Below are 13,616 nucleotides of genomic sequence, written 5' to 3'. Positions count from 1 at the left end.
ATTTAAGAAAAAATTTAAAAATCGAGTTGACATTCTATCTACTTAGTCATACAATGTAGTTGTAATAAGTAATACTGAATAGTGAGGTTTTTCAAAAGCTATTCAGTAAAAATTCACCTTAGTACTCTGTGATACTGAATATAAGTCAGACAGAATAGGGGGTAAAGGAGGATCAGAATATGGAAAATTTAACTGAAATGCTGAAAGGTTCGCTAGAAGGGTGTGTGCTGGAAATTATCAGCCGCCGTGAGACCTATGGCTATGAGATTACCCGCCACCTGAATGAGCTTGGGTTTACTGAAGTCGTGGAAGGAACGGTCTATACCATCCTTGTGCGATTAGAGAAGAAAAAACTTGTGAATATTGAAAAGAAACCATCAGATATGGGGCCGCCTCGTAAGTTTTATTCACTAAATGAGGATGGCCGTCAGGAGCTTGAATTATTTTGGAGAAAATGGGATTTTGTATCATCAAAAATTAACGTCTTGAAGTCAAACTAGCCTCATAAGATAAAATATTCGGCCGATATTTTGGGAGTTTCTTGTTCTGCTTTATAAAAAAGGAGGAAAAATAATATGTTGGAAATGTTCAAAAAATTAATTGGTGATAAAAAAGAGTACAAAATGATGATGGCACGGGTTGGAGCTCTGCCAGAGGACTACCAATTTGTGTTTAAGAAAATCCAAAACTACATGTGGAATTTCTCAGCGGGCAACGGGATGGATATGCTACACATACAGTATGAATTAATCGATTTGTTTGAAGCCGGTGCGGCGGAAGGCAGACAAGTGCTGGAAATCACTGGGGAGGACGTGGCATCCTTTGCTGACGAACTAGTGGCAAACGCTAAAACTTATGTCTCCAAGTATCGTGAAGATTTGAATGAAAGTATCATGAAGCAATTGAGAAAAAAATAAATGCAAAAGGTAATACCGACTGATTAGCTGGTTACAAATGTGAATTGCCACCATCGCTATTCAGTTATATTTTCAAATCAGTACTAAGTAATACAGAATATCAGTAATACAGAATATCAGTAATACTAAATAGAGGAGTGTAGGCAGTCTAGCTTTACAAAACATTTTTTAAGGAGGAAAAAAGCATGAGCAACACAGCGATTTCTGTAAAAGGGTTAAAAAAATCCTTTAAAGATAAGGAAGTGTTAAAAGGGGTAGATTTTGAAGTGCAGCGTGGCGAAATTTTTGCGCTGCTGGGCTCAAATGGAGCGGGCAAGACGACGACGGTCAATATCCTCTCTACGCTGATGAAGCAAGATGGCGGCGAAGTAGGTGTTTGCGGTTTTGACGTCCAGCGTCAATCGGATCATGTTCGTCAAAGTATCAGTCTGACAGGGCAGTTTGCAGCTTTAGACGGTATGCTCACGGGGAGAGAAAACTTGATAATGATTGCCAATTTGCGTGGAGTTTCTAGTCCTGCTCAAGTCGCTGATAATTTGCTTGCAAGATTTAGCCTGACCGATGCAGCCAACCAGAGGGCAGACCAGTATTCAGGTGGGATGAAGCGCCGGCTTGACATCGCGATGAGTTTGATCGGAACGCCAGCAGTCATTTTTCTCGATGAACCGACGACAGGGCTTGACCCCGAAGCGCGGATTGAAGTGTGGGATACCGTCAAGGAACTTGCCGGCGGTGGCACAACCATCTTGCTGACAACCCAGTACCTGGAGGAAGCCGAACAACTGGCGGACCGTATCGCTATCTTGCATGGCGGAAAAATTATTACGACTGGTACTCTTACTGAACTTAAAGAGATGTTCCCGCCAGCAAAAGTGGAGTATATCGAGAAGCAGCCGACATTGGAAGAAATTTTCCTTGCGATCATCGGCAAAAAGGAGGAGATGTAAATGAAAAGCAAAACAGGGGTATTACTAGGGCGCTTAATGCGCAACATTATGCGGAGTCCAGATACGATTATTACGGTAGCGATTACACCGATTATGATGATGCTGTTGTTTGTCTACGTATTTGGCGGAGCCATAAAGACAGGAACGGATAACTACGTCAATTATTTATTGCCGGGAATCTTGCTGATGGCTATTGCATCCGGTGTCGCTTACACATCAGTGCGGTTGTTTACGGATGTAAAGAGTGGGCTGATGGCACGTTTCATTACTATGCCTATCAAGCGCTCGTCGGTATTATGGGCTCACGTATTAACCTCACTTGTTGCTAATGTACTTACTATCGTGGTGGTTATCCTTGTTGCGCTCTTAATGGGCTTCCGTTCCAGCGCTAATATTCTGGATTGGCTTGCGGTAGCTGGAATACTTGGGATGTTTACGCTGGCGCTAACATGGTTGGCTATCATTCCCGGGTTGACAGCGAAGTCTATGGAAGGGGCGACAGCCTACTCATACCCGCTAATTTTTCTGCCCTTTATTAGTTCGGCCTTTGTTCCTACCGAAACGATGCCAAAAATTGTTCGTGCGTTCGCTGAGAACCAGCCTGTAACTTCAATCGTGAATGCGATTCGTGCCCTCTTATATGAAGGGACTGTTGGTAACGATATTTGGATTGCACTTGCTTGGTGTGTAGGAATTATGGTTATCGCTTACTTCTTCGCCGGTAAAGCATTTAAACGTCAGTTAGGGTAAGTGCACCATCGGTTCGGTGCCCTATGGTAACTAAATCTTCTGAAATGAAATATATGTTTGGAAAAGTGGATTAAAATCACATTAATCTTAGTTATTGCTATAATTGTTAGTATTTTTACTGGTTATGTAGTTGGTACGTAAGTAGGTTCAGACGCTGAAAAAAGCAGACTGAGAGAGTTAAAGGGGAAGAGATAATATTTTGACCGCAATTCTAATCGTCATATAATAAATGCAATTTTTATACATGAAAAGCCCACCTATTTCCGTAGGTGGGCTATATATTTATTACACAATACGACAGTATACTATCTTTTTCTAAATATGAAATTATGCATATTTAGAAAAAACTACACTTAATAAATATTACATATAGTAAATGGAAACTTATGGTGTTATTCTTTTGAAAGGCGTAACATGTCAATCATTATAGAAGATTTGGTGGCTCCTTGATAAAGAAGTTCCTTTTTTCTGAAAAATGAATATTGATTCGATACTAGTTATAATTATTCGGTCAGATGATTTTATGTTTTCTTAATTTATTCCTTTACATCTACAATGATTATTTATTATAACAGTTTTCGCGTCTAAAATAAGATGTTTCAGCAAAAGGGAATATAACTATCTTTATAATGAGTTCCCAATATAGTCAACGTTTTAACAAAAAGGATATCTGTATTATTTTCTCCTTTTTGCTAACTAATACAGCTTCAAAAAATAGACACAATTGCTACATGCCAATTGTAATTTATTATCTATTCATAATTCTGTTTATTCTGTCTTTCTAAAAATAAAAAAAAATTAGACTCGCAAATATAAACGTTATAATGAGGGCGTCGAGAGGTAACCGATTACCTACGGAGAAAATATCAAACATTTTAAAATTGGACAGACTGAAACGATTAATTGCAGAAAGGTGTGTGACCAGAAGGAGAATTTCTTCAAAATAGTTTAGTAGCAGCGGACATCGTATTAGCTGGTGTAAACAATATCATCAATGCTGACGAAGTATAGGGTTGGAGGATAAATGCCTCGCACATTAAGAGAGACAGCTTTAGGTGGAATCGTTTACAATATGGTGCATCAAGTAAGCGTTTCATTTTTAAGAATGGTCTATATTCTTAAGCCTAAAAAGAGACGTAAGAATAGGACACAAGGAGGAATTATTATATGAATGGGAATACTGCAAAAAAAATAGAACTTCAGGCTGAAAATACTGCAGTAAAAAATGAGAAATATCCAGATCCTACAAAGTGGCATAAACAGGATACTACCTGGGCATTGAGCCTTTTTGGAACAGCCATTGGAGCAGGAGTACTCTTTTTACCGATTAATGCAGGTTCAGGTGGTTTATTATCATTACTGTTAATTACGATACTTGCATTTCCTGTTATGTATTACTCACATAGGGCACTTGCTAAAATGATATACGCTTCTAATTCTGCTGATGAGGGGATCACAGGTACAATAAGAGAGTATTTTGGAAATAAGGCAAGTATCATTTTTAACATAGTATATTTCGTTTCAATTTATACGATCGTGCTGATGTATTCGGTTGCACTTACAAATACTGCAAGTAGTTTTATCGTGCATCAATTGCACATGCCGGAGCCTCCAAGGGCCATTTTATCTCTTGTATTAGTGCTCGGCCTTATAGCTATACTAAATTTTGGTCAAGATATCATTGTAAAGATAATGAGCATGCTAGTATATCCTTTTATCGTGTCTTTACTTTTTATCTCAATATCTTTAATTCCACAGTGGAATACGTCAATGCTCAGTTTTTCAAGTGTTTCTACTGCTTCAACAGGGACAGGGTATTTTGGAGTGATATTGATGATACTACCAATCATAGTATTCTCATTTAATCATTCTCCTCTGATTTCATCATTTGTTATAAAACAGAGAGCTACCTATGGAATAGAAGCTACTGATGCCAAATGTGCTCAAATACAAAAAGTTTGTTATATTATGACATTCGTAGTAGTTATGTTCTTTGTTTGGAGTAGTGCACTGAGTTTAACTCCAAAAGATCTTATGATGGCTAAAGAACAAAACTTATCAATTCTATCGTATCTTGCTAATGAGCTTAATTCACCAGTAATCACTATTGCAGCTCCTATCATTGCTTTTGTGGCTATAACTAAGTCTTTCCTTGGCCATTATATAGGGGCATATGAGGTAATGCGTGACGTAATTATCAAGTTTGGTAAAACACGCGGAAAAGCTATCGAAGAAAAAACAGTTAAGACAATGATTCTTGCTTTTGTCGTATTAACATGTTGGTATGTTGCTTATGCAAATCCAAGTATTCTTGGAATCATTGATGCCCTTAGCGGTCCGTTAGTTGCTGCGATCTTATGTCTATTGCCAATGTATGCGATTCGTAAAGTACCAGTACTGGCTAAATACAGAGGGAAAATGAGCAATGTATTTGTCATTATTGTAGGTATACTTACTGTCCTAGCAAGTATTAAGTCATTATTCTAATTCGCTATTGTTAGCTCAAGTGCTAAAATAGTGGGATTTGAAAAAAGAATGAAAGAGATTATGGATAAGATAAATCCACATTAGAATATTAAACAAGTAATTTAGTGAGGGTTAAAATCTAATAAAAAAAGACATGAACAAAGATTAGTTCATGTCTTTTTTTGTGTTGGCGTTATTCTTAGAAGAGCGTTTAAAGTAGCGGTAACGAATAAAATGTTTTTACTAGGTATTTAAATAGGGGTAACTGGTATCTAGTCAAACTCAATATTATTTTGAGTGTAACTGGTCACTGCTTATGGGCAGTATAAACATAATCTCTCTTTTAAACCTTCTAACAATTCTTCAGGCACTTCCCTAATTTTGATATCCTTACCTAGGAAAAGTAGCCAATTTGTTATTTCTGTTAATTCATCGAGATTGTTAACATTGATAAAAGTCTTTAGAATGGCTGTGGATTGGTAAGGATTTGTATAGGAAATAGAAATTTTTAAAGGATGGTATTTTTTGAACTGGGCAATCGCTTTTGGACCAAGTTCAAGTACAAGGTTGATTGCTTCGTCCTTCTTACTTAGTTTTTCTAAAATTTTTTTCTTACTTAATCTCTTTTTCATCGTATAGGGTTCGACATTGATGAGATGATCGACAGGGAGCATCTTCTTTTTTTCTTCTTTTATGTCAAAGACTTCAATTATCCAATGGCTTTTTTCTTGATAAAGGTGTAGTAGATAAATTGGATAAGACTTGATTTCCGCTTCTTCTTTTATGGTAATCAATAAATGGCTATCCAAAAGAAGGATTTGGATGAGTTTTTCTAACATAGGATGGGGGAGGTCAGAAAGCTCAAGTAGGTCAGGATTATGAGGGTTAGTCCCTTCAAAAAGCAAGATTTGATTTAAAAGAACAAGGTCATCTTGCTGGATTTCTGAGATGAGTCCTAGTAGTTTTTCGGCTAAAGACTGACGACTCTTTAGGTAGGGAAGTTGTTGATTTCTTGTGGCCATAAAGGCAATAAAAAGAGCTTTGACCTCATTATCAGTAAAGCGAACAACGGGCAGGATAGAGTTATGCATGACAAAATAGCCACCATCCCTTCCAACTTCAGCGACGAGCGGCATCCCCATGGCTTCAATCTCTCTAATGTCTCTAATAGCTGTCGATCGTGAGATGTTAAATTCTTGTATGATTTCAGAAATTGTAAAGTGGGAGCGGTTGTTGATGTACCGCATGATGGTATTAATCCGTTCAACTTTTTTCATGTTGGTCTCCTAAACAGTATCATTTTTTGACATGATTTAAGGATATTATAAACTTATCAGATGAAAAGATAAATCATTTGATTAATTTAAAAAAGAGGAAGGTTTTGAAGATGAAAAATTATACTTTAGAAGAAAAAGATAGCTTTATCGTGTTAGGTATTGGAACTGAACTTAAGAGCGAATACACAGACTTTGCTGGAATAAATAAAGAAAAAGAAGACTTTTGGGAGGCCGTTAAACAAGATGGAAGGCTTGACACTTTAAAGGATTTAGCTACAAATGATTACATTTTTTCTGTGAGCGAAGCGGTGAATAACAAGATGATGTATTATGCTGGTGTTATGACAGAGGCACAAATACAAGAAGAATCTAGAGTTATCCAGTTTCCTATGGGGGAATATTTAGTAGTTAAAGGGGAAGGCAAGACGGCTGAGGAGCTAAGTAATAAGCTTACTGGCATTGCCTTTGGTCAAGTCTTACCAGAAGCAAAGGATTTTGCCTACGTTGGTGGGCCAAATACAACGGTTGAGATGGGGCAGCGAAACGGCTTAGTATTTGGTGAAATGTGGATTCCAGTTGTTAGGAAGTAAAGAGATTAAAGGAGAGATGGAATTGTCCAATATCGTAGATTTTAAAATTGTAACTACAGCTGGCTTAGAATCTTCACCTATAGCAGAAGCGCTTGCTGGTTTACGTGCTCATGAAGCACGTTACTTTATGAACAAATACAAGTATGAATTTACGGTTGTACCAGCTAGTGAAAGCGAGGAGACTCTTGACTATGTGAACTGCATTTTGAAAGAAGAACGTGATATTGAGTTTGCGGCTAAACCTTTAGAAACATCGTGTTTTCAAGTGGGAAATATTAAATTTTCCTATGTCTTCTATGAGGATGGTCTTGCAGTCAACGTCATGTATACGTTGGATAACCCGAAGAAGCGGGCTGTTGGATTTAAGCTTTCTGAGGGAATGGAGATACCAACGGAGTTAGTAGAGAAGTTTAAGTTTGCTAGACAGAAGTCTAAACTTGCTGGAACAATTCGAGGTTCGTTTTTTGTAATAAAAGGAGAATATAGTGTAAGTTGAAGAATCATTCATTTGTTATATTGAGTTATTTTTTAAAAGGCGCGATTAAGGCTAACGATCTTGAATTGTTAGCCTTTTTTTACATAAGTAAATAATATTTACAGTCTGCTACACACTACGTTCAGATAAAATAAAACGAAAGGAAATTACTGTAGGGTGGTGGTGGCGTGAGCAAAAAAAGGCTATTTGAGTTATTCTTAGTAACTTTTGCTTTACTATTCCTTCATGTAAGCACATTTACTAATGAAAAATTGAATGATAAATTTGGTAACTTTACCTTCTTTGTTGTATTTTTCATGTTTTATATCAACGTTGCATTTATAGAACGGTATTTTGATGATATACAAAAGTGGATTCGAAATATCACATTTCTTCTTGCCCTGTTAGTAGTAACTTTAATATCACTATGGATAGGTTACTTTTAAAGCCTTGTGATCACGAAAGTCCCCCAGTTTAAAAAAATGGAGGACTTTTCATAGTCTTCTAAATACAGTGAATCCCGATAATAATACGCTATGTTAACCTTATATGAATAGGCATACATTAATCTTTTTTCTCCTCAATCATGATAAAATGGACGATAAGAAATTTATGTAAGATAAAGGGGTGGAAGATTAATGGTCAGTTTTAGCACTTTGCTAGCTTTTGCAATTGTTTCACTTAGTATGGTTTGTTCACCTGGGCCTAACATGATTTATCTCATTTCTCGCTCGATTACGCAGGGGCGTATGGCAGGATTCATTTCTCTTTTGGGTATCATGCTTGGCTTCATAATTTATATAATTGCAACAATGTTCGGACTTACAGCCCTTTTCCTAGCTGTTCCGTCTCTCTATGAAGCAGTTAAGTGGGCAGGTGCTGCTTACTTACTCTGGCTCGCATGGAATTCGATTAAGCCTGGTGCTACATCTATTATGGAACCTCGTACTATTGCTATTGAGCCGCCACGGAAATTATTTTTAATGGGACTTATGACGAATCTGCTGAATCCTAAGATTGCTATTTTGTATGTGTCACTTCTACCTCAATTTGAAGATCCTGAGAAAGGATCGTTGCTTCTACAAGGTGCAGTTCTGGGCTTTACACAAATAACGGTTAGCTTTATAGTCAACCTCCTAATTGTATTTACAGCAAGTAGAGTTGCCAAATGGTTTGGCACACGCCCAACGTGGCTGCGAGTGCAGCGTTGGCTTATGGCAAGCGTCTTGACAGGTCTTGCTGTACGTCTTGCTTTTGAACGTCGACAGTAAGAGTCTTCTTGGGGAAAGTTACTATCTTTTTGGAACGATTGTAAGGGGAATAAGAATGATATTAAAAATAAAGCCAGCTACTGTATGTTCTTACTTTTACCTAACGTTTTTTCAAAAATGCTAGTAGATGCTGTTTCTTTTTTTAGAGGATACGGTAGGAATACCGTATTTTTTATTATAGGGGAATTTTATTTTGTTAGCTTGAGAGCAATGTGAAACCTAAAATAATATGATCATATTATAAAAAGGGAGGAGGATATGAGTGCCTAAAATTGTTGATCAAATACAAAGGAAGAATCAGATAGCCACTGCTACTTGGCGTGTAATATTAGAAAAAGGTATTGATAAAGCTTCTATACAGCAAATCGCTGACGAGGCAAACATTTCGGTTGGACTTGTTCAGCATCATTTTTCGTCTAAAAATGAATTAATTCATTATGCAATGAATTTAGTATTGAATCGAATGGAAGAACGGGCAAACACTCGTACAAGTGAATTTAAGGGAACGAAAGAAGAAGCACTTAGAAGATTAATGAAATTTATTATTCCTTCTAATAAAGAAGAAATGTTGGAAGGGAAGGTTTGGATTACATTTCTGGGTATATCCTTTAGTTCTCCAGAACTTATTGAACTTCGGAAGAAAATGGATGACCATACGAGGTATCTTATGGGAATAATTCTAGATTTAATGAGGGATCTAGGATACGTCACACCAGGTCACAATAGAGAATTTGAATTAGAGATACTGTACGGATTTATTGATGGGCTAGTAATTCATGTCCTTCAAACACCAGAATCATATCCAGAAGAAAAAGTAAATCAACTTATTGAGTATTATTTAAAAGAAAAAAAGAGGGATTAATCGCATGAATAAAGTTTTCATTATTATTCTTGTAGTTGTTATTGTATTGATTATTAGGCAGCTTATCCCGAAGAAAGTAGATAGCTTCGATCTTCTTGGTATACCAATCATGGCTATAATCAGAACTTATATGGGTCTTCCAAATAGATTGGACTATATTATTACAATTGAATTAATTAGCTTGCTTATATTAGGAGCGATAGTTGGTTATTGGCAAGCTAAGAGGGTGAAAGTTTTTCATCATAATAATCAATTATGTAGTGTTGGAGGCTATACGTATATTATCGGATGGATTATTATGCTTTTGGGCAGGATTGTTATTTTATTGTTGTTCAATCTTAACTCGCTCGTATCGACATTTCAAGCGGGACAGGAACAGTTTACGAGTGAAATAATTAAAGTTCTTTCTCATGCTGGAGATTGGTTAATATGGTCTACTATTCTTGCATCTTCCATCATGTATACCGTTACCTTATATAAAGATCACCCGGATATCAAGAAATTAATACATGATCGTTTTAAAGAAATAAAACAACGAATAAAATATTAATTTAACTAATTGTTGTTATATGGGCCATTGCCACATGCCCATCAACTTAAGAAAACAAATCAGCCCCAAAACGAAAAAATGAGCTTTTTTGTTACAAGTTAGCACAAAATTTCGTTCTGGGGGTACTATAAAATTGTAACTTGATGGAGATTTGACGTTACCCCTATAAAGGTATGGTTTTCGTACTTTTAAATACAATTATGTCACTTAAGTAATGTGAGCGTCGCTGCTATTACATTGTCCACAAATGAACGTTGGGGGCGAGATTTCATCATAACCGTTAGACCGATTAACGCTACAATCAGTGCCTGTGCCAAAGACTTTGCATCTGTGTTGAATTCCAGCTCACCTGATTGGATTCCTCGTTCGATCGTCTCCTGAAAAATGACGGCGAGGTACATTTGATGTTCTCTGGTCAAAATTTCAAATCTCTCATCATGAGGTGCTAGTTCAACCATTGTATTGATACAAAAACAACCTTTACTAAGATCCCCTGCGTATTCTTCATTGACGACATCGGCAAAGAAAATAGAAAATGCCTCTTTTACAGAGGAGTGACTTTGAAGCCTATTTCGTATATCAGAGGCCCGAGACATTGTATACCTGCGAAGTGCGGCTTCAAACAATTCTTTCTTATCTCCAAAAGTCGAATAAATACTAGGGCGTTGAATGCCCATTCTAGAAGTAAGATCACTTAATGAGGTAGCCTCATATCCCTTCTCCCAAAATAACTGCATTGCTGCATCTAAAACTTGATCCTCATCAAATTCACGGGTTCTTGCCATTAAGAATTCTCCTCCTCAAACTTTGATTTTATTAATTGTTTTAGGATAGGTGTGTAGGTAATTACAATTGTTGTTTTTATTACCAAACAGTATGTAATTATTATATAATTAGCCATTCTTCCTGTCAAATCAAGCTCCATTCATTTAATGCAATATTAACTTTAGTGCAAAAAAATCGTTGACATCATGAATACGGCTAAGTTATATTTACCAGTAATCATATCGTACTGAACGGTATGTTATAATTAAAAATCTAATGTGATTGGAGGTTAAGGTATGTGCAAAACAGAGACAAATATAGAAGATGATCCACTCTACACTAAGATAAGTCATAAATCTTCCATAACAAAACCTAATTTGAATCAACAGCCATCCATGTCTCACGCTTTGGTATTATTGTTTGCGACTGCCTGTGGAATGTCTGTTGCCAATATTTACTTTGCACAGCCGTTGCTTGATCAACTATCTAATGAGTTTGGTATTAACCATTCCATTATTGGTGTTGTTATTACCATTACACAAATTTTTTATGGATTGGGCTTACTACTACTCGTACCGCTTGGAGATTTGTTAAACCAGCGACGTCTAATTGTCGGTCAGATGCTATTATCTACAACAGCTCTGGTTATAGTTGGTACTGCTTCCTCCAGCATGGTACTTTTCGCAGGTATGGCTTTGGTGGGTCTGCTTGCAGTTGTGACACAGACTCTCGTGGCGTTTGCAGCGACTATCGCTTCCCCTACAGAAAGAGGACGTGTCGTTGGCATTGTAACAAGTGGGATAGTTATTGGCATACTTCTCGCACGTACTTTTGCTGGTATATTAACAGATGTTGCGGGATGGCGTTCTGTATATCTATTTTCTGCAGCGCTCATGCTTTTGATGGTTTTTATGTTTATAAAGATGTTGCCCAATGTTGAGCGCGAGGTAAAATCGCTATCCTACCCTCAGTTGATTAGATCGGTGCTTGCTTTGTTTATTCAAGAACGAACGTTACGCGTTCGCTCCGTTCTAGCCATGCTGATTTTTGCTGATTTCAGCATTTTGTGGACTTCACTAGTACTGCCACTTAGTACACCGTCAATTGCTCTATCTCATAGTGCAATTGGCGCATTCGGTCTTGTAGGTGTGGCTGGAGCCTTGGCTGCGGCACGGGCAGGGAAATTGGCCGATCAAGGTTACGGACAACGAACGACAGGCATTGCTTTAGCTCTATTATTGATTTCATGGTTGTTCATCAGCTATATAGAGCAGTCATTAATCGCATTAGTGATAGGGATAGTTTTACTTGATTTGGCCGTACAAGCAATACATGTCACGAATCAAGCCATGATTCTTCCATCGCATACAGAAGCACGGAGTCGACTTACTGCTGGATATATGGTGTTTTATTCTATCGGCAGTGCTGGTGGTTCAATTGCGTCGACTCAAATATACGTACACTTTGGCTGGGGAGGGGTTTCTTTACTCGGAGCCTCTGTCAGTGCTTTAGCTCTTCTTTTTTGGGCTATGACCAGACGAGTTAAGATTTTATGAAATAAACGTGTGTTAGCCAATATGAGAAACACGTTACTACCATAAAGGAAATGATTAATTTTTTTTACTTAAAATCTAATTGGACTAGGAGAGATAACAAATGGAAATAGGTATTACGTCTTTTGTAGAAACGAAACCAGATGTTCATAGTGGTGAAGTGATAAGTCACGCACAGCGATTACGTGAAGTTGTTGAAGAAATCGTTCTTGCTGATCAAGTAGGACTTGATGTGTTTGGTGTTGGTGAGCACCATAGGAAGGATTATGCAGCATCCTCTCCAGCGATGGTTCTATCAGCGGCGGCACCACAAACGAAAAAGATACGGCTCGCGAGTGCAGTAACCGTGCTTTCTTCAGCTGATCCTGTGCGCGTTTTTCAGGATTTTTCTACACTGGATGGCATTTCAAATGGACGCGCAGAGATTATGGCGGGTCGTGGTTCCTTTATCGAATCTTTTCCATTGTTTGGCTATAATTTGAAAGACTATGAAGAACTGTTTGAAGAACATTTGGACCTACTGCTCAAAATACGTCAGTCCGAAAAAGTGACTTGGGAAGGCGGACATAGACCAGCAATCAATAATTTAGGTGTATATCCAAGACCTGTTCAAAATCCTTTACCGATATGGGTTGGTAGCGGTGGGAATCAGGAATCTGCTATCCGTGCCGGTTTTCTGGGATTACCACTTATGCTGGCGATTATTGGTGGTAGCCCAATGCACTTTGCACGAATTGTACAGCTATATAAGAAAGCAGCGGCTCACGCTGGTCATGATGTATCAAAGCTTCAGGTGGGATCTCATTCAATTGGATTTGTTGGAGAGAATACGGAATCGGCAGCAGATACATTTTTTCCTTCCACTCAGGCAGGCATGAATAAACTTGGTAAAGAGCGGGGGTGGCCTTATTATGATCGTTCCAGCTTTGATGCTGCACGAAGTTTTGAAGGGGCGTTGTATGTTGGTGATCCAGATACAGTCGCCGAAAAAATCATTCATCTTCGTAAGCATGTAGGGATTACACGCTTTATGATGTATGTACCATTAAGTACCATGCCACATGATCAGGTCATGCGTACCATAGAATTGCTTGGAACAGAAGTTGCCCCTCGTGTAAGAGAGGAAATTGCCAAATGGGAAGCTGAAGGAGAACCGGAGACACATCTATTCCGTTAATTATTCCATAAGGATT

15 protein-coding genes and 2 pseudogenes are annotated in these 13,616 nt (G+C 37.8%); 15 read left to right on the top strand and 2 right to left on the bottom strand.

What is annotated here, in order from left to right; all coding sequences use genetic code 11:
* Nucleotides 1–179 precede the first annotated feature (179 nt).
* From MHI07_RS15620 to MHI07_RS15595, 7 genes and pseudogenes are all read left to right on the top strand, one after another.
* Nucleotides 180–500: a PadR family transcriptional regulator gene (locus MHI07_RS15620; protein WP_002128372.1), complete on the top strand. Its 321-nt coding sequence runs from the start codon at nt 180–182 to the stop codon at nt 498–500.
* Between the two features lie 75 nt (nt 501–575).
* On the top strand, nt 576–917 hold the full coding sequence (locus MHI07_RS15615) for a DUF1048 domain-containing protein (protein WP_002014108.1): 342 nt from the start codon (nt 576–578) through the stop codon (nt 915–917).
* A 185-nt stretch (nt 918–1,102) separates the two neighbouring features.
* Nucleotides 1,103–1,864 (top strand): ABC transporter ATP-binding protein, encoded by a 762-nt coding sequence (locus MHI07_RS15610; protein WP_002161044.1) that lies wholly within the window; start codon nt 1,103–1,105, stop codon nt 1,862–1,864.
* Nucleotides 1,865–2,614 carry an ABC transporter permease gene (locus MHI07_RS15605; protein WP_002014105.1) on the top strand — a complete coding sequence of 250 codons (750 nt, stop codon included), beginning with the start codon at nt 1,865–1,867 and terminating at the stop codon, nt 2,612–2,614.
* 57 nt (nt 2,615–2,671) lie between these two features.
* Nucleotides 2,672–2,866 (top strand): annotated as a pseudogene (locus MHI07_RS29400) (PRK06770 family protein); the annotation flags it as partial.
* A gap of 611 nt (nt 2,867–3,477) precedes the next feature.
* Nucleotides 3,478–3,635 (top strand): annotated as a pseudogene (locus tag MHI07_RS15600) (L-serine ammonia-lyase, iron-sulfur-dependent, subunit alpha); the annotation flags it as partial.
* A gap of 146 nt (nt 3,636–3,781) precedes the next feature.
* A complete protein-coding gene (locus MHI07_RS15595) occupies nt 3,782–5,101 on the top strand; it encodes an aromatic amino acid transport family protein (RefSeq protein WP_340824927.1) in 1,320 nt (439 codons plus the stop codon).
* Between the two features lie 293 nt (nt 5,102–5,394).
* Here MHI07_RS15595 and MHI07_RS15590 read toward each other — a convergent pair whose 3' ends face one another.
* Entirely contained in the window at nt 5,395–6,357 is a 963-nt protein-coding gene (locus MHI07_RS15590) for a helix-turn-helix transcriptional regulator (protein WP_340824925.1), read from the bottom strand.
* 110 nt (nt 6,358–6,467) lie between these two features.
* On the opposite strand from MHI07_RS15590, the gene MHI07_RS15585 reads away from it, so the two are divergent.
* The 6 genes from MHI07_RS15585 (at nt 6,468) to MHI07_RS15560 (ending at nt 10,105) form a co-directional block, all read left to right on the top strand.
* Nucleotides 6,468–6,947 carry a GyrI-like domain-containing protein gene (locus MHI07_RS15585; protein WP_033714001.1) on the top strand — a complete coding sequence of 160 codons (480 nt, stop codon included), beginning with the start codon at nt 6,468–6,470 and terminating at the stop codon, nt 6,945–6,947.
* Complete coding sequence (locus MHI07_RS15580; protein ID WP_340826907.1) at nt 6,934–7,443, top strand: phage tail protein; 510 nt, start codon at nt 6,934–6,936, stop codon at nt 7,441–7,443. The genes MHI07_RS15585 and MHI07_RS15580 overlap by 14 nt, the downstream gene beginning before the upstream one ends.
* A 167-nt stretch (nt 7,444–7,610) precedes the next feature.
* Nucleotides 7,611–7,868, top strand: coding sequence for a DUF3963 domain-containing protein (locus MHI07_RS15575; RefSeq protein ID WP_078174087.1), 258 nt, complete (start codon nt 7,611–7,613; stop codon nt 7,866–7,868).
* A 192-nt stretch (nt 7,869–8,060) separates the two neighbouring features.
* Nucleotides 8,061–8,693 (top strand): LysE family translocator, encoded by a 633-nt coding sequence (locus MHI07_RS15570; RefSeq protein ID WP_002066409.1) that lies wholly within the window; start codon nt 8,061–8,063, stop codon nt 8,691–8,693.
* Nucleotides 8,694–8,955: 262 nt separating this feature from the next.
* The gene (locus MHI07_RS15565) at nt 8,956–9,555 is read left to right on the top strand and encodes a TetR/AcrR family transcriptional regulator (RefSeq protein WP_002066410.1); all 600 of its coding nucleotides are present in this window, start codon (nt 8,956–8,958) and stop codon (nt 9,553–9,555) included.
* Between the two features lie 4 nt (nt 9,556–9,559).
* Nucleotides 9,560–10,105: a hypothetical protein gene (locus tag MHI07_RS15560; RefSeq protein WP_002137530.1), complete on the top strand. Its 546-nt coding sequence runs from the start codon at nt 9,560–9,562 to the stop codon at nt 10,103–10,105.
* 203 nt (nt 10,106–10,308) lie between these two features.
* Here MHI07_RS15560 and MHI07_RS15555 read toward each other — a convergent pair whose 3' ends face one another.
* Nucleotides 10,309–10,890, bottom strand: a complete 582-nt coding sequence (locus MHI07_RS15555; protein WP_002066413.1) for a TetR/AcrR family transcriptional regulator — start codon at nt 10,888–10,890, stop codon at nt 10,309–10,311.
* 276 nt (nt 10,891–11,166) lie between these two features.
* Between MHI07_RS15555 and MHI07_RS15550 the strand changes: the two genes are divergently transcribed.
* Both MHI07_RS15550 and MHI07_RS15545 read left to right on the top strand, forming a co-directional pair.
* Nucleotides 11,167–12,426 carry an MFS transporter gene (locus MHI07_RS15550; protein ID WP_340824920.1) on the top strand — a complete coding sequence of 420 codons (1,260 nt, stop codon included), beginning with the start codon at nt 11,167–11,169 and terminating at the stop codon, nt 12,424–12,426.
* A 100-nt stretch (nt 12,427–12,526) separates the two neighbouring features.
* Nucleotides 12,527–13,600 (top strand): LLM class flavin-dependent oxidoreductase, encoded by a 1,074-nt coding sequence (locus tag MHI07_RS15545; protein ID WP_340824918.1) that lies wholly within the window; start codon nt 12,527–12,529, stop codon nt 13,598–13,600.
* Nucleotides 13,601–13,616 lie beyond the last annotated feature (16 nt).

Source organism: Bacillus sp. FSL H8-0545, from assembly GCF_038006105.1.
Classification (GTDB): domain Bacteria; phylum Bacillota; class Bacilli; order Bacillales; family Bacillaceae_G; genus Bacillus_A; species Bacillus_A cereus_U.
This window is presented reverse-complemented; position numbering and strand designations above follow the sequence as displayed.

Coding starts and splice junctions, on each gene's coding strand:
- MHI07_RS15620 (WP_002128372.1), top strand. CDS start 180: ATGGAAAATTTAACTGAAATGCTGAAAGGTTCGCTAGAAGGGTGTGTG.
- MHI07_RS15615 (WP_002014108.1), top strand. CDS start 576: ATGTTGGAAATGTTCAAAAAATTAATTGGTGATAAAAAAGAGTACAAA.
- MHI07_RS15610 (WP_002161044.1), top strand. CDS start 1,103: ATGAGCAACACAGCGATTTCTGTAAAAGGGTTAAAAAAATCCTTTAAA.
- MHI07_RS15605 (WP_002014105.1), top strand. CDS start 1,865: ATGAAAAGCAAAACAGGGGTATTACTAGGGCGCTTAATGCGCAACATT.
- MHI07_RS15595 (WP_340824927.1), top strand. CDS start 3,782: ATGAATGGGAATACTGCAAAAAAAATAGAACTTCAGGCTGAAAATACT.
- MHI07_RS15590 (WP_340824925.1), bottom strand. CDS start 6,357: ATGAAAAAAGTTGAACGGATTAATACCATCATGCGGTACATCAACAAC.
- MHI07_RS15585 (WP_033714001.1), top strand. CDS start 6,468: ATGAAAAATTATACTTTAGAAGAAAAAGATAGCTTTATCGTGTTAGGT.
- MHI07_RS15570 (WP_002066409.1), top strand. CDS start 8,061: ATGGTCAGTTTTAGCACTTTGCTAGCTTTTGCAATTGTTTCACTTAGT.
- MHI07_RS15560 (WP_002137530.1), top strand. CDS start 9,560: ATGAATAAAGTTTTCATTATTATTCTTGTAGTTGTTATTGTATTGATT.
- MHI07_RS15555 (WP_002066413.1), bottom strand. CDS start 10,890: ATGGCAAGAACCCGTGAATTTGATGAGGATCAAGTTTTAGATGCAGCA.
- MHI07_RS15550 (WP_340824920.1), top strand. CDS start 11,167: ATGTGCAAAACAGAGACAAATATAGAAGATGATCCACTCTACACTAAG.
- MHI07_RS15545 (WP_340824918.1), top strand. CDS start 12,527: ATGGAAATAGGTATTACGTCTTTTGTAGAAACGAAACCAGATGTTCAT.